The organism is Cytobacillus oceanisediminis, from assembly GCF_004366035.1.
Taxonomy (GTDB): domain Bacteria; phylum Bacillota; class Bacilli; order Bacillales; family Cytobacillaceae; genus Cytobacillus; species Cytobacillus oceanisediminis_C.
In genome coordinates this window covers 741,165-759,324 of the sequence record NZ_SOEE01000001.1, presented here as the reverse complement: position 1 = coordinate 759,324, position 18,160 = coordinate 741,165, and the positions used below count along the sequence as shown (strand labels likewise).

The 18,160-nt window shown below is 42.3% G+C and carries 17 protein-coding genes; 16 read left to right on the top strand and 1 reads right to left on the bottom strand.

Annotated features, from left to right (window positions below; translation table 11 throughout):
• The first annotated feature begins 53 nt into the window (after positions 1-53).
• The 8 genes from DFO72_RS03880 to DFO72_RS03845 all read left to right on the top strand — a co-directional run bounded on the left by DFO72_RS03880 (position 54) and on the right by DFO72_RS03845 (position 8,010).
• The gene (locus tag DFO72_RS03880; RefSeq protein ID WP_113882610.1) at positions 54-1,292 is read left to right on the top strand and encodes an NAD(P)-dependent malic enzyme; all 1,239 of its coding nucleotides are present in this window, start codon (positions 54-56) and stop codon (positions 1,290-1,292) included.
• Between the two features lie 68 nt (positions 1,293-1,360).
• Positions 1,361-1,924, top strand: coding sequence for a FadR/GntR family transcriptional regulator (locus DFO72_RS03875; protein WP_243856056.1), 564 nt, complete (start codon positions 1,361-1,363; stop codon positions 1,922-1,924).
• A gap of 162 nt (positions 1,925-2,086) precedes the next feature.
• The gene (accD, locus tag DFO72_RS03870; RefSeq protein ID WP_113882612.1) at positions 2,087-2,965 is read left to right on the top strand and encodes an acetyl-CoA carboxylase, carboxyltransferase subunit beta; all 879 of its coding nucleotides are present in this window, start codon (positions 2,087-2,089) and stop codon (positions 2,963-2,965) included.
• A complete protein-coding gene (gene accA, locus DFO72_RS03865) occupies positions 2,950-3,927 on the top strand; it encodes an acetyl-CoA carboxylase carboxyl transferase subunit alpha (RefSeq protein WP_113882613.1) in 978 nt (325 codons plus the stop codon). Before accD ends, accA begins: the two co-directional genes overlap by 16 nt.
• A 4-nt stretch (positions 3,928-3,931) precedes the next feature.
• Positions 3,932-4,273: a hypothetical protein gene (locus tag DFO72_RS03860; protein ID WP_113882614.1), complete on the top strand. Its 342-nt coding sequence runs from the start codon at positions 3,932-3,934 to the stop codon at positions 4,271-4,273.
• Between the two features lie 216 nt (positions 4,274-4,489).
• Entirely contained in the window at positions 4,490-5,449 is a 960-nt protein-coding gene (pfkA, locus tag DFO72_RS03855; RefSeq protein ID WP_113882615.1) for a 6-phosphofructokinase, read from the top strand.
• 292 nt (positions 5,450-5,741) lie between these two features.
• Positions 5,742-7,502, top strand: a complete 1,761-nt coding sequence (pyk, locus tag DFO72_RS03850) for a pyruvate kinase (protein ID WP_113882616.1) — start codon at positions 5,742-5,744, stop codon at positions 7,500-7,502.
• Positions 7,503-7,623: 121 nt separating this feature from the next.
• Entirely contained in the window at positions 7,624-8,010 is a 387-nt protein-coding gene (locus DFO72_RS03845) for an FxsA family protein (RefSeq protein WP_113882617.1), read from the top strand.
• Positions 8,011-8,174: 164 nt separating this feature from the next.
• Here DFO72_RS03845 and ytvI read toward each other — a convergent pair whose 3' ends face one another.
• Positions 8,175-9,296: a sporulation integral membrane protein YtvI gene (gene ytvI / locus DFO72_RS03840; protein WP_113882618.1), complete on the bottom strand. Its 1,122-nt coding sequence runs from the start codon at positions 9,294-9,296 to the stop codon at positions 8,175-8,177.
• A gap of 226 nt (positions 9,297-9,522) precedes the next feature.
• Between ytvI and DFO72_RS03835 the strand changes: the two genes are divergently transcribed.
• The 8 genes from DFO72_RS03835 to pnpS all read left to right on the top strand — a co-directional run bounded on the left by DFO72_RS03835 (position 9,523) and on the right by pnpS (position 18,026).
• Entirely contained in the window at positions 9,523-9,984 is a 462-nt protein-coding gene (locus tag DFO72_RS03835; RefSeq protein ID WP_113882619.1) for a DUF441 domain-containing protein, read from the top strand.
• Positions 9,985-10,645: 661 nt separating this feature from the next.
• Positions 10,646-11,767: a citrate synthase gene (citZ, locus tag DFO72_RS03830; RefSeq protein WP_113882621.1), complete on the top strand. Its 1,122-nt coding sequence runs from the start codon at positions 10,646-10,648 to the stop codon at positions 11,765-11,767.
• A gap of 208 nt (positions 11,768-11,975) precedes the next feature.
• Positions 11,976-13,244 (top strand): NADP-dependent isocitrate dehydrogenase, encoded by a 1,269-nt coding sequence (gene icd / locus DFO72_RS03825; protein WP_113882622.1) that lies wholly within the window; start codon positions 11,976-11,978, stop codon positions 13,242-13,244.
• 220 nt (positions 13,245-13,464) lie between these two features.
• The gene (gene mdh, locus DFO72_RS03820; protein WP_113882623.1) at positions 13,465-14,406 is read left to right on the top strand and encodes a malate dehydrogenase; all 942 of its coding nucleotides are present in this window, start codon (positions 13,465-13,467) and stop codon (positions 14,404-14,406) included.
• A 70-nt stretch (positions 14,407-14,476) separates the two neighbouring features.
• Positions 14,477-14,668: a hypothetical protein gene (locus tag DFO72_RS03815; protein WP_113882624.1), complete on the top strand. Its 192-nt coding sequence runs from the start codon at positions 14,477-14,479 to the stop codon at positions 14,666-14,668.
• Between the two features lie 166 nt (positions 14,669-14,834).
• Positions 14,835-15,311: a MaoC/PaaZ C-terminal domain-containing protein gene (locus DFO72_RS03810; RefSeq protein WP_113882625.1), complete on the top strand. Its 477-nt coding sequence runs from the start codon at positions 14,835-14,837 to the stop codon at positions 15,309-15,311.
• 226 nt (positions 15,312-15,537) lie between these two features.
• Positions 15,538-16,254, top strand: a complete 717-nt coding sequence (locus DFO72_RS03805) for a response regulator transcription factor (RefSeq protein WP_113882626.1) — start codon at positions 15,538-15,540, stop codon at positions 16,252-16,254.
• Positions 16,251-18,026 carry a two-component system histidine kinase PnpS gene (gene pnpS, locus DFO72_RS03800; RefSeq protein WP_113882627.1) on the top strand — a complete coding sequence of 592 codons (1,776 nt, stop codon included), beginning with the start codon at positions 16,251-16,253 and terminating at the stop codon, positions 18,024-18,026. Before DFO72_RS03805 ends, pnpS begins: the two co-directional genes overlap by 4 nt.
• The last annotated feature ends 134 nt before the right edge of the window (positions 18,027-18,160 follow it).

Here is an 18,160-nt window from a genome sequence, read left to right as displayed (position 1 = left end):
TCGATCTATGTTTATATATATAAATCCTATCCGGAATATGAGGAGTGAAAATTTTGACCTTACGCGAAGAAGCACTGCATATGCATAGAGCTAATAAAGGGAAATTGGAATCTAAATCAAAAGTACAGGTGCGAAATGCCAAAGACTTAAGCCTTGCTTACTCCCCGGGGGTTGCTGAGCCCTGCAAGGAGATTTATGATAAGCCGGAAACGGTCTATGAATATACGATGAAAGGTAATATGGTCGCGGTTGTTTCAGATGGAACAGCTGTGCTGGGATTAGGAAATATCGGACCGGAAGCCGCCCTTCCTGTAATGGAAGGTAAGGCTGTACTATTCAAAAGTTTTGCAGGAGTGGATGCATTCCCAATTTGCCTCAATACGACCGATGTTGATAAAATCGTTGAGACTGTAAAACTTCTTGAACCTACATTTGGAGGCGTAAACCTTGAAGATATTGCTGCTCCAAATTGCTTTTATGTAGAGGAGCGGCTAAAAAAGGAAACAAATATTCCTGTTTTCCATGATGACCAGCATGGCACGGCCATTGTGACTGTTGCAGGTCTTGTGAATGCCTTGAAGCTTTCGGGAAAGAAAATGAATGAAATTAAGGTTGTGGCAAACGGTGCGGGTGCGGCCGGAATTGCCATCATTAAACTTCTTTATAGCTATGGTGTTCGCGATATTATTATGTGTGACACGAAGGGTGCCATCTATGAAGGCCGCCCACAGGGAATGAATGAGATAAAAAATGAAGTAGCGAAATATACGAATCGTGAGAATGCCAAGGGAAGCCTGGCTGATGTTATTAAAGGTGCAGACGTATTCATCGGTGTTTCTGTGGCAGGAGCGTTAACGGCAGAGATGATTGGTGCTATGAATCAGGACCCGATTATTTTCGCTATGGCCAATCCAACTCCTGAAATTATGCCAGAAGAAGCGAAAGCTGCTGGAGCGATGGTAGTTGGTACAGGAAGATCCGACTTTCCGAACCAGGTCAATAATGTGCTGGCTTTCCCTGGAATTTTCAGAGGAGCTCTGGATGTCCGTGCAACTCATATCAATGAGAAAATGAAAGTAGCTGCTGTGGAAGCCATTGCCAATTTGGTTCATCAGGATGAACTGAATGCGGATTATGTCATCCCTGGGCCATTCGATCCCCGTGTAGCGCCTGCAGTTGCGGCCGCTGTGGCAAAGGCAGCTATGGAAACAGGTGTTGCCCGCATTAAAGTGGATCCTGAAGAAGTAAAGGAAAAAACGAAGCAACTTGCTGTAATTGGAAAAGGTGAGTGACTCCATACGTGAATCCACCTCAAAATAACACGAAGGTATATATCGGCATTGTCAAACAGCTTAGGTCCATGATTGAACATGACGGACTTAAGCCTGGAGATCGATTGCCTTCTGAAAGAGAGCTGTCAGAGCGCCTGGGTGTCGGGCGCTCTTCCGTACGGGAAGCATTAAGAGCCCTTGAACTTCTTGGCTTAATAGAGACAAGGAGGGGTGAGGGGACTTTTATGAGGGATTTTAGAGGACATCAGCTCGTACAGCTGCTCAGCACGTTTATTCTTCAGGATAAGAAATCCATAAGAGATGTTAAAGAAACCAAGTTTCTGATCGAACTTGATTGTTTATGGCTAATCATTCAAAAGGCTGGGGAAGATCAGCTTCTTAGGTTCAAAAAGTGGTCTCTTGAAGCAGACTACTCAGATGATGACTTTTTCCTGGAAATTGTCACACTTGCAGATAATCATCTTTTCCTCCGCATCTGGATTATCCTTAAAGATTATTATAATTCTTTGGATCTGGAGACAATGATGGTAACTAGGGAACAATATGCAAGGCTGATTGAGACATTGATTTCCAGAAATGAATCCGAAGTTATTCGTGTATATAGAAATCTGAGAAAATTGTCGAAAAGCTAACGACAATTTTTTGCAGATTTTATAGCTGATATCCTCTATATTTAAATAATCAGACAAGCATAAATGGAGCCTAGGAGAGTTAGGCATTCATTTTTAAATCGGTGGTCTGACCACTATTGAAATTAATGGAAATGATTCAGCGAATATCAGGGAGGTTTCATCTTGCTTAAAGATATTTTCACTAAGACGAAGAAGAAGAAATATGCAACCATTCCATCGGAAACGGCAAAGCAGGATGTGCCGGAAGGAATCATGACAAAGTGTCCGAACTGCAAGAAGATCATGTATACAAAAGAATTGGTTAAGAACCTTAAAGTGTGTTTCCATTGTCAATACCACCATACCATGAATTCAAAAGAGCGCTTGGAAAGCTTTTTGGATGCCAGTAGCTTTGAGGAAATTAACGCAAACATGATATCTGAAAATCCTCTTAATTTCCCGGATTATATTGAAAAGCTGGAAAAAGATCGGGAAAAAACAAAAATTAATGAAGCGGTAGTGACTGGGACAGGCACTGTAAATGGCCAAAAAATAGCAGTGGCCGTTATGGATTCCACATTCAGAATGGGAAGCATGGGCTCAGTAGTTGGAGAAAAAATTACCCGTGCCATTGAAAAAGCTGATGAATTGGGAGTTCCTTTTATTATATTTACCGCTTCAGGCGGAGCAAGAATGCAGGAAGGCGTTTTGAGCCTGATGCAAATGGCTAAGACAAGTGTAGCCTTAAAAAGATTCAGTGATAATGGAGGTCTGATTATCTCCATCATGACTCATCCGACTACAGGCGGTGTGTCTGCAAGCTTTGCTTCACTGGGAGATTACAATTTGGCGGAACCTGGTGCTTTGATTGGCTTTGCGGGGCGCAGAATCATAGAACAAACGATCCGTGAAGAACTGCCGGAAGACTTCCAGACAGCAGAATTCTTATTAAAACACGGACAATTGGATGCAGTCATCCCCAGAACAGAGTTAAAGGACAAGATATCAGCCATTTTATCGATACATCAACCAGGAGGTGACTTCCAATGGCAGGAGAATTAGAATTTGAACGTCCGGTTATGGAGCTGAAAAAAAAGATTGCTGAATTAAAAGAGTTTACAAAAACAGCCGATGTAGACCTATCCTCTGAGATAGAGAAGCTGGAAGCGCGCTTGGAGAAATTAGAAACCGATATATATGAAAATATGAAACCGTGGGATCGTGTACAGATTGCAAGACATCCTGCAAGGCCAACCACCCAGGACTATATCTCCTATCTTTTTGAGGATTTTTTCGAGTGTCATGGAGATCGTGCTTTTGGGGATGACGAAGCCATTGTTGGAGGCATTGCAAAGTTTAGGGGCCTTCCGGTTACTGTCATTGGGCATCAGCGCGGAAAAGACACAAAAGAGAATATCCGCAGAAATTTTGGAATGCCGCATCCCGAAGGGTACCGCAAAGCATTAAGACTCATGAAGCAGGCAGATAAATTCCGAAGGCCGATCATTTGTTTCATTGATACAAAGGGTGCCTATCCTGGGAAAGCCGCAGAGGAACGCGGACAGAGCGAGGCAATCGCAAAAAACCTGTTTGAAATGGCCAGCCTTAGGGTGCCTGTTATCTGTATCGTCATCGGTGAAGGGGGAAGCGGCGGAGCGCTGGCTCTCGGTGTGGGAAACCATATTCATATGCTTGAAAACTCCACTTATTCGGTTATTTCTCCAGAAGGAGCTGCTGCCATTCTCTGGAAAGATGCCACGCAGGCCAAAAAGGCTGCAGAATCCATGAGAATTACTGCTCCGGATTTAAAAGAATTAGGTGTTGTAGATGAGATTATCGAAGAGGTAAAGGGCGGAGCCCACAAAGATGTAAAGGTGCAGGCTGCAGAAATCGGAGAGGTCCTTTATCAATCATTGAAGGATTTGATGAATCTTTCTGAAGATCAGCTTATCGACCACCGGTACAACAAGTTCAAATCCATTGGTGAATATTCGTTTTTAAAGGAATTTATTGGGGTAAAATAAAAGCGTGCCTTCGGGCACGCTTTTATTTTTTGCCTATTCCATTGCACAAGCCATCTATGTCAGCGGGAGGCTTATACTGCAGGCTTGTCAAAAGAAAAATGATGTAAATTCCGATGTGGAAAACTGTCAGCTCCAGCACCTGCCCCCTCCCAAAAGGCAAAGAACGCCTTTCCCTGAGGATCATCTTGTGCTTGAGGCCAACAGGATGAGGGTCATGCAGACATTGCCCCAGGACGCGGAGTTCTTAATCTGCCTTCCAAAAGTGGGCGAGGTGCTTCCGCTTTTCTTGTATAAAACGCTTTCAGTTACCCGACAATTCTGTATTTCCTTGAATTTGCCTGATTAAGTTGAGATGATCCCTTCTTCATGGTATTTTAGAAATATTCAATAGCGTTTTGTTCAATAATAAGATAAGCAGACTATGCTCTGCTTTACATAAAGAGCCTATATTACAAGTAAAATTCCTGGGCAGGCGTGTCCATGATTTATAGGCTGTTAAAAAACAGCGCAGCAGACAACACGCTTTCTTATTTTTATATAAATTACATTCGGGGTGATTATTGTGAAGAAAATAGGAGTATTAACAAGCGGCGGCGATTCTCCTGGCATGAATGCAGCTGTACGAGCAGTTGTCCGTAAAGCGATTTATCATAATATTGAAGTGTATGGTGTTTATGGCGGATATTCCGGCTTAATGTCAGGGAATATTAAGAAGCTTGACCTTGGTTCGGTTGGTGATATCATCCATCGCGGCGGCACAGTCCTTCATTCGGCAAGAAGCGAAGAGTTCAAAACAAGAGAAGGCCAGCAAAAAGGCATTGAACAGATGAATAAGCACGGCATTGAAGGTCTTGTGGTAATTGGAGGGGACGGTTCATACCGTGGAGCAAAAGCTTTGACAGAGCAAGGATTTCCCTGTGTGGGCGTACCTGGCACCATCGATAATGATATTCCGGGAACCCAATATACTATTGGCTTTGACACAGCTTTAAATACGGTTATTGATGCAATTGATAAAATCCGTGATACGGCTACTTCCCATGAAAGAACGTTTATCATTGAAGTAATGGGAAGAGATGCAGGAGACATCGCTTTATGTGCAGGATTAGCAGGCGGTGCGGAAACAATCCTCATTCCTGAAGCAGGCTATAGTATGGATGAAATTGCAGAGAGACTTAAAAAGGGACATGAACGCGGCAAAAAGCATAGTATCATTGTGGTAGCAGAAGGAGTCTGCAGCGGAGTGGAATTTGCCAAGCAAATAAAGGAAACAACAAACTTTGATACACGGGTGTCTGTACTTGGCCATATGCAGAGGGGCGGATCCCCAACTGCATTCGACCGGGTGCTGGCAAGCCGCCTTGGAGCACATGCAGTAGAACTTCTCCTTGAAGGCAAAGGCGGACGTGCAGTAGGAATTCAAAATAATAAACTTGTTGACCATGATATAATAGAAATATTGGATAGAGAGCATACACTTGACCTGGACCTATACAAACTTTCGAAAGAGCTGTCTATTTAATTTTGTCACATATAAACCAGCACGATGCGCCCAAAGGGCCCTGTGCTGACAAGATAACTGTCTAGCTCCAGCGCCTACCCCCTCGAGGTCACAAGCTTGTCTTGTTTCGGCTCCCGGGGACTCAGGGTCTTATGCCTGTCGTCTCTGGGCAGTCGCCTCCACATTTCGAGAAATCCTCTCAAAAAGGCAAAGAACGCCTTTCCGAGAGGCTCGTCTTGTGCTTGTCGGGGGTGGGCAAGGCGCTTCCGCTTTTCTTGTAATCAAGCTGCATCAAATCAGGAGGTAAATTAAAATGCGTAAAACGAAAATCGTTTGTACTATTGGACCTGCCAGTGAAAGTGTTGAAAAGTTAACACAGCTTATTGAAGCAGGCATGAATGTTGCCCGGTTAAATTTTTCTCATGGTGATTTCCAGGAGCATGGACAGCGAATTCAGAACATCCGTGAAGCTGCGGAAAAGACCGGCAAGACAGTAGCGATCCTCTTAGACACAAAAGGACCGGAGATCCGCACAAACAATATGCTTGAAGGTGCGATAGAACTGAGAGCTGGGGAAAACATTATTATCTCCATGAACGAGGTTGAAGGAACAGCAGAAAAGTTTTCTGTTACATACGCAGGGCTAATTGAAGATGTACACACAGGAAGCAAAATTCTGCTTGATGACGGTTTAATTGGACTTGAAGTGACAAAAATCGATAAAGCCAGCAGTGAAATTCACACAAAAATCTTAAATAGCGGAACACTTAAAAATAAAAAAGGCGTCAACGTTCCGGGTGTATCTGTGAATCTTCCTGGCATAACGGAGAAAGATGCTCAGGACATCATCTTCGGAATCGAACAGGGCGTAGATTTCATTGCTGCTTCTTTTGTCCGCAGAGCGTCTGATGTTTTGGAAATCAGACAGCTGCTTGAAGAGCACAACGCCTCTTATATCAACATCATTCCTAAGATTGAAAATCAGGAAGGTGTAGATAACATTGATGAAATTCTTGAAATTTCTGACGGTCTTATGGTAGCGCGCGGAGACCTTGGTGTCGAAATTCCAGCAGAAGAAGTTCCGCTTGTGCAAAAGAAATTAATTAAAAAGTGCAATGCACAGGGTAAACCTGTTATTACTGCAACACAAATGCTGGATTCCATGCAGCGCAACCCCCGTCCAACACGCGCAGAAGCGAGTGATGTAGCAAATGCCATTTTTGATGGTACTGATGCTATCATGTTATCCGGTGAAACGGCTGCAGGCTCTTATCCTGTCGAGGCTGTTCAGACGATGCACAACATTGCATCAAGAGCAGAATCTGCCTTAGATCATAAAGAAATTCTATCAAACCGCAGCAAAGATAATGAGCATAACATTACAGATGCCATTGGACAATCAGTGGCACATACAGCTCTAAACCTGGATGTTAACGCAATTATTACACCGACTGAGAGCGGCCATACAGCAAGAATGATTTCAAAGTACCGTCCAAAAGCTCCTATTGTTGCCGTTACTTCAAACGACTATGTATCACGGCGCTTATCTTTAACATGGGGTGTTTATCCTCAAATTGGCCAAAAAGCGTCTACTACAGATGATATGCTTGATATTGCAGTTGAGGAAAGTGTGAACAGCGGAATTGTTGCATCAGGAGATTTAGTGGTTATTACAGCTGGTGTGCCTGTTGGTGAAGCTGGTACCACCAATTTAATGAAAATTCATGTGGTGGGGGATATCCTGGCTAAGGCACAAGGAATCGGGCGCAAATCAGCCTTTGGAAAAGTCGTTGTGGCGAGAAATGCAGAGGAAGCATTGGCAAAAGTAACAGAAGGGTCTATTCTGGTTACAATCGGTTCTGACCGTGAAATGGTCCCTGCTATTGAAAAATGCAGTGCACTTATTACAGAAGAAGGCGGACTTACAAGTCATGCAGCTGTTGTAGGCCTTAATATTGGCATACCTGTCATTGTAGGGGTTGAAAAAGCAACAACCCTTCTCAAAGATGGACAGGAAGTTACAGTCGATTCTCAGCGCGGCGTAATTTATAACGGCCACGCAAGCGTGCTGTAAGGATTAAAAAAGGAAGGGGCTGCCCTTCCTTTTTTTGATGCCTGGGCAGACAAATTGTTATATTATCAGTTCCATGTTTGGTATAATAAAGGTAAGTCTTATACAAAATAGAGGTGGCTTGATGCGCTACATTCTCTTGCTGATGATAATCGTTCCTGCTGCTGAAATTGGTGTTTTACTTCTATCAGGGAACACAATTGGGCTATGGCCTACTCTTGCGGTTATCTTGTTTACAGGCGTTCTCGGTGCTTATCTGGCCAAAAAACAGGGCCTTGATACAATCAGAAAAATACAGGATCAGCTTCGCTGCGGGCAAGTGCCTGGAGATGCCATTCTTGATGGGGCCTGCATCCTTATTGGAGGCACCCTGCTACTTGCACCGGGATTTATTACAGATGCATTAGGATTTGCATTGCTTCTCCCTTCTGCAAGAAAAGTATTTAAAAACATCCTGTATTTAGGTCTGAAAAAATGGATGAACAAGGGAACGATCACGATAATCAGGTGAAAATAGCTATATATAAAGCCGCTCCTTTAAATTGGAGCGGCTTGTTTCTTTTATTGGGCATTGTATTTTCCGACGCCTTCACATCTTTTGGTTAGGCAAGTGCCAAATAGGCAATCCATTACATAGCCTGATTGAAGGCGATGCTCACATTCAGGTTCTTCAGCTTAATCTGCTTCATCATTGCCTTTTATAAACAACCAGATATCCCTGAATACTCCAGCTTTATGAAGAGTTGTGATGAGTACAAGAGTAACCGGCCCGGCGATTAAGCCCAGAAATCCAATCAGTTTAAAACCGACAAATAAAGCAATCAGGGTAGCTAAAGGGTCAAGTCCAATGCTTGATGAAAGGATCTTTGGCTCCATAATCTGCCGCTGTACCAATACGATGATATAAAGAATGCCAAGTCCGATTGCCCTGCTCATTTCTCCGCCGATTGCCTCATAGATGATCCATGGCACAAAAATCAGCCCTGTTCCGAGATAGGGAATGATATCGACAAGGCCAGTCACAAGTGCAATTGTAATAGCGTAATCGACACGCAAAATCAGCAGTCCGGCAAGTATGATAACAGTCGTGATGGATACTAAGGTAGCCTGCGCTTTGACAAAGCCAAACAAGGCCTTCTGCAGATCGGCAAATACAGTTCTGCCGCTCTTTTTTGCACGGCTGGGCAGTATGCGGCTGAAGAGGCCTGAAAGCCTATGCCAATCCTTGCTGATGAAAAAAGTGGCCAGCAGCGAGAATATCAGGACAGTTGCTGCATTGGGAAACCAGGAAAGGATATTTGGGATTTTCTCGAAGAATGCCTGGATAAAATCTCCCAGGGTGGAGCCAAATTGCTTTCCGACATTTTCTATGTTTGTCATTATGGTATCCTGCTGGCCTGTGCCAAGATTATTAAATAAACTTGCAAGCTGGTTATAAAGAGGAATGATTTGCCCAGCAAAGAACTGCTCAATGAAGTCAATTAAAGTATCGAGGTGCTGCGGTACGACTTTTGCCAAATAATCTGCACCTGATACGATCTCTGCCACCAGTAATGTGATTAATCCAGCAAAAATGGCAAAGATAAGAATCAAAGCAATGAGGACTGCAAGAGCCCTTGGGATTTTCCATTTAACTTCCATCATGTTGACAAAGGGATTTATGAGAAAGGCAATGGCCAGTCCGATAATGAAAGGGTAAGTCACTTTGGATAAATATAAGAAAGCATAGAGACTTAAGATCACTACTCCAATGACAAAGAAAAATCTTACGGTCCGATAGATATATGCCGGGTTCAAGTAATAGCCTCCTTATTTAATTAGAACAGACTAAGTCATTGCAGCTGCCGTTTTTATGTAATGTTATTAGTCATATCATACATCAATTTTGATGAAGCTAAAAATAATTAGCTATTGTCTAGTAATACTTATTCTATTTATTAAAATCAGGTAAAGAACTCAGAAATTATTAAAATGAATTAAATTATGTTACGATAATATAGAAAGCTGGCAGGTGAATTAGCAAATGTTTTCCCAATCGCTCATTTTTTTGATTCTGTTGCTGGGTATTGGTGTAATAGCAAAAAATCAATCATTGATCATTGCTGTCTTTGTATTGATTGTCCTTAAAGCAGCCGGCCTCGATTCAAAAGCCTTTTCATTCCTGCAGTCCAAAGGGATTAACTGGGGCGTAACCATTATTACAATCGCTGTCCTGGCACCAATAGCAAGCGGTGAAATCGGCTTCCGTGATTTAGGCGGAGCGTTCAAATCCCCTTATGCATGGGTTGCCCTTATCTCAGGGGTTGCAGTTGCGCTTTTGGCAAAAGGCGGCATCGTTCTGCTGGCGGAAGACCCTCATATAACAACTGCTCTTGTTCTTGGGACCATTCTTGCTGTTTCCCTTTTTAAAGGTGTTGCCGTCGGTCCTCTAATAGGGGCAGGAATTGCGTATATGGCAATGAAAATCTTTGAACTCTTTAAATGATCGATACTGTGCTCATGATCGATTTTTTTAAGAAGAAAGAAAACTTGGAACTTTAATATCTGTCTAGCGCAAGCAGCCTATCCCCTCAAGTGTCGGGATGGGCAAGGCGCTTCCGCTTTTCTTATTGCCCTTGGGCATTATTGTAAATAAACTTTTTTTGGAAAATAATATTTTTTAACATTTTAAGTGCTTTTCGTTCACAAAAGTCAGATAATTGTTTATAATAGGACTTGTAAGCGTAACCTATTTTACGGTACCTATTATATTCAGTTAAGCTCTATTAAAATGTTATTAATATATTTTTATTTTTTCTATTCAGAAAAAATGTAAGCATTTTCTTTTTTTTAAAGAGTACCGAGCAACCGCTCGATGGAATGCACGCCAAAAGAAAGTTTATTTCTTCCGTATATCAGGGAGTGCCCTTTCACTAAATGGAAGTTTCACCTTTCATGGTTTTGGTCTGTAGATCGGCTAATACAGCCGGCTTTGCAATGGCTGTCCAGCAGCCCTATAAAAGTGTTCATAGTAAAGATAAAACAGAATGTGGACATGACAAGGAAGCTTTTCTGAAAAATGAAAAATCAGGTTCGGCTTACTTATGTTTAATGTACAGACAAAAATGGGTATGGGGAAATTTTATTATGTAAAGGAGAGATTCGGTATGACAGTAACACGCGGTCTTGAAGGGGTAGTAGCTACTACTTCGTCTATCAGCTCCATCATAGACGATACATTAACCTATGCAGGCTACAATATTGATGATTTGGCTGAAAATGCAAGCTTTGAAGAGGTTATTTATCTTTTATGGCACAGAAAGCTTCCTACTCAATCCCAGCTGGATGAGTTAAAGAGTCAGCTTGCAGCAAACTACTCTCTTCCAGAGGAAGTTCTGAACCATTTTAAAACATATCCAATCGACAAAGTGCATCCAATGGCTGCTCTGCGTTCTGCGGTGTCTCTTTTGGGACTTTATGATGAAGAAGCAGACCAGATGGATGTAGAAGCAAATTATAAAAAAGCAATTCGCCTTCAAGCTAAAATGCCTGCTATCGTAACGGCATTTGCTAGAGTAAGAAAAGGCCTTGAGCCAATTGCTCCTAGAACAGATCTTGGATTTGCAGCCAACTTCCTATACATGCTTACAGGCAAAGAGCCTGAGCCAATCGCAATTGAAGCATTTAATAAAGCGCTGGTTCTTCATGCTGACCATGAACTAAATGCTTCCACCTTTACTGCACGTGTATGTGTAGCCACATTGTCAGATATCTATTCCGGAGTTACAGCTGCAATTGGCGCTTTAAAAGGGCCGCTGCATGGCGGTGCCAATGAAGCCGTAATGAAAATGCTTACTGAAATAAGCACTCTTGAAAATGTGGAGCCATATATCCGTGAAAAGCTTGAAAAGAAAGAGAAAATCATGGGCTTTGGGCATCGTGTATACCGTCAGGGCGACCCTCGTGCCAAGCACTTAAGAGAAATGTCCAAAAAGCTTACAGAACTTACAGGGGAACCACACTGGTACGAAATGTCCACGCAAATTGAAGCGATTGTTACCGGAGAGAAAAAACTTCCGCCAAATGTCGACTTCTATTCTGCATCCGTATACCACAGCCTGGGAATCGACCACGACCTGTTCACGCCGATTTTCGCTGTAAGCCGCGTTTCCGGCTGGCTGGCTCATATTCTCGAACAATATGAAAATAATCGTCTGATCCGCCCGCGTGCTGACTATACTGGCCCGGGAATGCAAAAATACGTTCCAGTAGAGCAAAGAGGTCTTTAAAAAGCAGAAAAAGCAGATTAATAGAACTAAAATTACTACTCAGCATTTTACTTTTTATCAAAAAATTGCTGTAATAGAGAGAGCAGGAAAAAGGTTAGGGGCAAATGCCTTCTAACCTTTGATTCTGATATACTGATGCAGCATCGTGCCGTAAACTATATAAATAAAAAGGCTGATGCTCGCACTTTTCAAAATGGAGGGTATAACAATGCAAGGTGAAAAAATCACAGTTACTAATGGTGTATTAAACGTACCAAACAATCCAATCGTTCCTTTTATCGAAGGAGACGGAACAGGTCCTGATATTTGGGCAGCAGCTTCCCGTGTATTGGATGCATCTGTTGAAAAAGCATATAAAGGTGAGCGCAAGCTTGTCTGGAAAGAAGTGTTAGCAGGAGAAAAAGCTTTCAATCAGACTGGTGAGTGGCTTCCTTCGGAAACACTTGATTTGATCAATGAATATCTTATTGCGATTAAAGGACCATTAACAACGCCAATCGGCGGCGGCATCCGTTCCCTGAATGTTGCGCTTCGCCAGGAGCTTGACCTATTCGTGTGCCTGCGTCCGGTCCGCTGGTTTGAAGGAGTTCCTTCTCCAGTTAAGCGCCCTCAGGATACTGACATGGTTATTTTCCGTGAAAATACTGAAGATATCTATGCCGGCATCGAGTATGCAAAAGGCTCTGATGAGGTTAAAAAGCTAATTTCATTCCTTCAGGATGAAATGGGCGTTAATAAGATCCGCTTCCCGGAAACCTCAGGCATCGGCATTAAGCCTGTTTCAGAAGAAGGAACTAGCCGTCTTGTACGCGCTGCCATTGAGTATGCAATCAAAGAAGGCCGCAAATCTCTAACACTTGTACATAAAGGCAATATCATGAAATTTACTGAGGGTGCCTTTAAAAATTGGGGTTATGAGCTTGCTGAAAGGGAGTACGGAGAAAAAGTATTCACTTGGGCTCAATATGACCGCATTAAAGATGAGCAGGGTGTTGAAGCTGCGAACAAAGCACAGGCAGAAGCAGAAGCAGCCGGCAAAATTATTGTTAAAGATGCGATTGCTGATATTTTCCTTCAGCAGATCCTTACCCGTCCAAAAGAGTTTGATGTTGTTGCGACAATGAACTTGAACGGCGATTATATTTCTGACGCACTTGCTGCACAGGTTGGCGGCATCGGTATTGCTCCAGGAGCTAACATTAACTATGAAACTGGACATGCGATCTTCGAAGCAACTCATGGTACAGCTCCAAAGTATGCTGGCCTTGATAAGGTTAACCCTTCTTCTGTTATTCTTTCAGGTGTATTAATGCTTGAACACCTTGGATGGAACGAAGCTGCAAACATGATCGTTAAATCTATGGAAAAATCTATTGCTTCAAAAGTCGTAACATATGATTTTGCCCGTCTAATGGATGGAGCAACTGAAGTGAAATGCTCTGAATTTGCAGACGAATTAATTAAAAATATGGAGTAAAAAAACAAAAGCGCCTTTAATAAAAGGCGCTTTTGGCTAATATACTATTTCTGCAGTGTTATTTAGATTGCTTCTTAGGGAAACTTCTGCAGCTGGACAGCTGGCGATTTTTGTAAGTGATGAATGTGTAAAGCTAATAGGATGACTGTTTTAATAAAACAGCTCTTACATAAGGAATGCAAATTCCTGATACTTTCATTTCCTAAAGGAGGAACTGCTCATGTCATTGAAACGCAAAAAGATTTCTGTAATCGGTGGGGGATTTACTGGAGCAACAACCGCATTTTTGCTTGCCCAAAAGGAACTTGGAGACGTTGTACTGGTCGATATACCGCAAATGGAAAATCCGACAAAGGGTAAAGCTCTTGATATGCTTGAAGCAAGTCCTGTTCAAGGATTCGATGCGAACATCACGGGTACGTCCAGCTATGAAGATACAAAGGACTCTGACATTGTCGTTATTACAGCAGGCATAGCCAGGAAGCCAGGCATGAGCCGGGACGACCTTGTGCAAACGAACCAAAAGATTATGAAAAGTGTAGCTCAGGAGATTTTAAAACATTCCCCAAACAGCTATATTGTTGTTCTGACTAATCCAGTGGATGCGATGACCTATACAGTCTTCAAAGAATCAGGCTTCCCCAAAAACCGTGTAATTGGCCAATCGGGTGTTCTTGATACTGCCCGTTTCCGCACATTTGTGGCCCAGGAACTGAATTTGTCTGTTAAAGACATTACAGGATTCGTACTTGGCGGACACGGTGATGATATGGTTCCGCTAGTCCGCTATTCATATGCAGGCGGCATTCCTTTGGAAACATTAATTTCAAAAGATCGTCTTGATGCCATTGTTGAGCGCACGCGTAAAGGCGGCGGGGAAATCGTCAACTTATTAGGCAATGGAAGTGCATACTATGCTCCGGCTGCTTCCCTTGTGGAAATGTGTGAAGCTATCCTTAAAGATCAGCGACGCGTACTGCCTTCCATTGCTTACCTGGAAGGGGAATATGGCTACGAAGGAATCTATCTGGGTGTGCCTGCAATCCTTGGAGCAAACGGTATTGAAAAAGTAATCGAACTTGAACTGACAAGCGAGGAAAAAGCTGCCCTCGATAAATCGGCAGAGTCAGTTCGCAAGGTAATGGAAGTGTTAGCATACTAAGGAAAGATGGCTAGTGTTTTCAATTCAGCTGTCTCAGTTTAATCGCTGAGTTGATTGGAGCGGAGGTCACTTGATCCTCGAAAATGCTATCGCATTTCCTTCGTGCGGTGTTGATTCAAGGGAGATTATTCAATGTCCTGGTGAGAACCCACAGGCGCAAAGCGGCGAGGAGGCTCACCGCCCGCCCCGCAGAAAGCAAGTGACCCGTGCTGAATCAGCTTGCAGAATTCTTAAGCCAGTCAATGATTTCGGAAATAGATAGTAAAAAAATTCGGGGTCGACTCTCCGAATTTTTTTACTGGAAGCCCTTTTGGGAAATAGTATAAAATGATATCATATAAAAAATAGACTGAATAATTTAAAATATTTTACAGTCTATTTTTTACAGCAACTATGTAAACGGTTACAATACTTGGAGGTGCTAAGATATGCTGCTTGGAAAAAAAAGAAAACTGGGAAGAACCATTGATGAAATATCTGTTGGCGAAAAACTGACGCTTACAGAAAAAATAGAAGATAAGGACCTATTGCTGTACCTGGGCTTAACGAACGATGCAAACCCTTTATATATCCAGCATGACTATGCCTCACAAACACCTTATAAAAAACCGATTGTGCCAAGTGTTATGCTGAATGGCATCATTAACTCTGCCATATCAAAATATTTGCCGGGGCCAGGAAGCCATGTTTTAAAGCAGGAGATCGAGTATGTGAAGCCTGTCTTTCATTATGGCACAGTTCAATTTTTATTCGAGGTAATAGAAGTGAACACCTCAAGTCACACCGTACAAATTAAGGTACAGGGGACAAATGAAGAGGAGCAGACGGTTATTAACGGACAGCTCCTTATATGCCCGCCATACAAGCCTCAGCCGATGGATGGGAATGCTCTGGATAATTTCTGATAGTAAAAAGATGTGCAGAAAACGCACATCTTTTTTTTATGAATCCAGTCCTATCCCACAATTGATCCGAAAAAAAATCATGAAATATATTATAATAAAGGTATATGGTAAATAGGGGTTTGATAGGCAGGAGGGATACCTGCTTTTAAAAAGATCGCTGACACTCCAATGGTGCTGTTTCAGCTGAGGTTTCAAACAGGGGTAATTCATTCACTCGGAGGATCGTATGGATAAGAAAATTCTAGTTGTAGATGATGAACAATCTATCGTAACTTTACTTCAATATAACCTGCAGCAGGCGGGCTATGAAGTGATCACAGCCATGGATGGCCAGGAAGGAAAAGATCTGGCCATTTCTGAAAAGCCGGATCTAATTGTACTTGATCTTATGCTTCCAAAGCTTGATGGAATTGAAGTATGCAAACAGCTTAGACAGCAGAAAATTGGGACACCTATTTTGATGCTGACTGCCAAGGATGATGAATTTGATAAAGTACTTGGACTTGAACTTGGTGCGGATGATTACATGACAAAACCCTTCAGCCCCCGCGAAGTGGTTGCCAGAGTTAAAGCCATCTTAAGGAGAACTCAATTTGTGCCTGAGGCTGCTGAGGAGAAAACAGAAGATGGCGATTCTTTGAGGATTGGCGGCCTGAAGATATTTCCACAGCATTATGAAGCTTATTTTGAAGAAGAACTCCTTGAATTAACTCCGAAGGAATTTGAATTGCTATTATATCTTGCCAAGAATAAGAGCCGTGTTCTTACAAGGGATCAGCTTCTTAGCGCAGTCTGGAATTATGATTTTGCGGGAGATACAAGAATCGTTGATGTACATATTAGCCATTTAAGAGAGAAGATTGAAACAAACACTAAAAAACCTGTATATATAAAGACCATTCGCGGACTGGGCTACAAATTGGAGGAGCCTAAAGGAGAATGAACACCTTTCGCACCCGCCTGCTATTCGCATTGCTCACTTTAATTCTGGTTGTTTTAATTGCGTTAGGCCTTCTTTTAGGCCAGCTTTTTAAAAGCTATTATCTAAAAACATTTGATGCACGGCTGCAAAAAGAGTCTGAACTGGTATCGAGCTATGTTGAGGGCAACGGAGGCATTGGATCCCTTAGCCTTGATAAGGTCAATGAGTTCGGAGCCATTCTTGATTTGCGTGTAACTGCTACTGATGGCCAGGGCAGAATACTAATGGACAGCAGCGTCAAAAGTGAGACAACACAAAGCAGGCATCAGGAAATTATATTAGAAGTATTAAAAAAGGAATCTGCAAATGAATCAGGATTGGAAGTGGCCGGAGGGTTTAACCTGCACTATTATTGGCAGCCTGTCATGATAAATGGCGAGAAGGAGGGCTATATCTTCTTAAGCACAAAGATGGCTGAATTCCAAAAGGCTTACCAGCAGATTTGGTGGATTTTGACTATCAGCCTGGGCCTTTCTTTATTTGTTATTATTCTGCTTGGATCAAGAATTACGGCACGGTATACAAAACCTATCGAGTCAGCCACAAAGGTTGCAATTGAACTTACAAAGGGAAACTACCGGGCAAGAACATATGAAGATCAGGAAGACGAAACAGGTATGCTGAGTAAGTCTATCAATGTATTAGCAAGGAATCTTCAGGAAATGGTGAAGTCCCAGGAAATGCAGCAGGATCGGCTTGGGGCTCTCATTGAAAACATGGGAAGCGGCCTGATTCTTATTGACAGCAGAGGCTATATTAATTTAATGAACCGGCCATACAAAGAGGTTTTCAATGCAAATCCTTCTGAATATCTTTACAAACTCTATTATGAAGTGATTGAGCACAAAGGTATTACCGAAATGGTTGAAGAAATTTTCATGACTGAGCAGAAAGTAAAAAAACAGCTTATTATTCCCGTTAATATCGAAAGGCGTTACTTTGAAGTATATGGAGTCCCGATTATTGGCACGAATGATGAATGGAAAGGGATTTTACTTGTTTTTCATGATATTACAGAACTGAAAAAGCTTGAGCAGATGAGGAAGGATTTTGTAGCAAACGTTTCTCATGAATTGAAAACACCTATAACCTCTATAAAGGGTTTTTCGGAAACTCTTTTGGATGGAGCGATGGAAGACAAACAGGCTCTAAATGATTTCCTCAGTATCATTTTGAAGGAAAGTGATCGGCTTCAATCTCTTATTCAGGATTTGCTGGATCTATCGAAAATAGAAAAGCAAGGATTCAGCCTTTCCATTCAGCAGCTGGATCTGACTGATGTGCTCGAAGATGTAATGGCCATTATGAAAGGGAAAGCAGCAGAAAAGGAAATTGTTTTTGAATATCAGAGAGATGAAAAACCGGTATATATTGAAGGTGATGTTCACCGGCTTAAGCAGGTGTTTATAAATACCATATCAAATGCAATTTCATATACGCCGAATCAGGGGGTCATCTATATTTCGGCGGCAAAGACCGGAAGCACAGTTTTGACTGAAATAAAGGATACGGGGATTGGAATTGAAGCCAGTGAAATCCCTCGTATTTTTGAACGTTTTTATCGGGTGGATAAAGCTAGAAGCAGGAATTCCGGCGGTACAGGACTTGGCCTTGCCATCGTAAAGCATCTGGTTGAAGCACATAAAGGATCCATCTCAGTAAAGAGTGAGGTCGGCAAAGGCACCTCCTTTATAATTGAACTTCCTAAAATGAATAATGAAAAAAATGGATGAAGTGGCAGGTTTAACTTTACATTAATTTTACAGCAGATTTATGCCCCCTTTACATTCCGCTGATAAAATCATAATTGTTAAACCCCTTCATCCAAGGAGCCATAGAAAAAGGTGAAAGCTGACCCCGCTTTCGC

Excerpts from the sequence above, each read along its gene's own strand:
- DFO72_RS03835 (WP_113882619.1), top strand. The coding sequence starts at position 9,523 with ATGTTTTCCCAATCGCTCATTTTTTTGATTCTGTTGCTGGGTATTGGT.
- DFO72_RS03805 (WP_113882626.1), top strand. The coding sequence starts at position 15,538 with ATGGATAAGAAAATTCTAGTTGTAGATGATGAACAATCTATCGTAACT.
- icd (WP_113882622.1), top strand. The coding sequence starts at position 11,976 with ATGCAAGGTGAAAAAATCACAGTTACTAATGGTGTATTAAACGTACCA.
- pnpS (WP_113882627.1), top strand. The coding sequence starts at position 16,251 with ATGAACACCTTTCGCACCCGCCTGCTATTCGCATTGCTCACTTTAATT.
- DFO72_RS03845 (WP_113882617.1), top strand. The coding sequence starts at position 7,624 with ATGCGCTACATTCTCTTGCTGATGATAATCGTTCCTGCTGCTGAAATT.
- citZ (WP_113882621.1), top strand. The coding sequence starts at position 10,646 with ATGACAGTAACACGCGGTCTTGAAGGGGTAGTAGCTACTACTTCGTCT.
- accA (WP_113882613.1), top strand. The coding sequence starts at position 2,950 with ATGGCAGGAGAATTAGAATTTGAACGTCCGGTTATGGAGCTGAAAAAA.
- DFO72_RS03810 (WP_113882625.1), top strand. The coding sequence starts at position 14,835 with ATGCTGCTTGGAAAAAAAAGAAAACTGGGAAGAACCATTGATGAAATA.
- pyk (WP_113882616.1), top strand. The coding sequence starts at position 5,742 with ATGCGTAAAACGAAAATCGTTTGTACTATTGGACCTGCCAGTGAAAGT.
- DFO72_RS03875 (WP_243856056.1), top strand. The coding sequence starts at position 1,361 with ATGATTGAACATGACGGACTTAAGCCTGGAGATCGATTGCCTTCTGAA.
- mdh (WP_113882623.1), top strand. The coding sequence starts at position 13,465 with ATGTCATTGAAACGCAAAAAGATTTCTGTAATCGGTGGGGGATTTACT.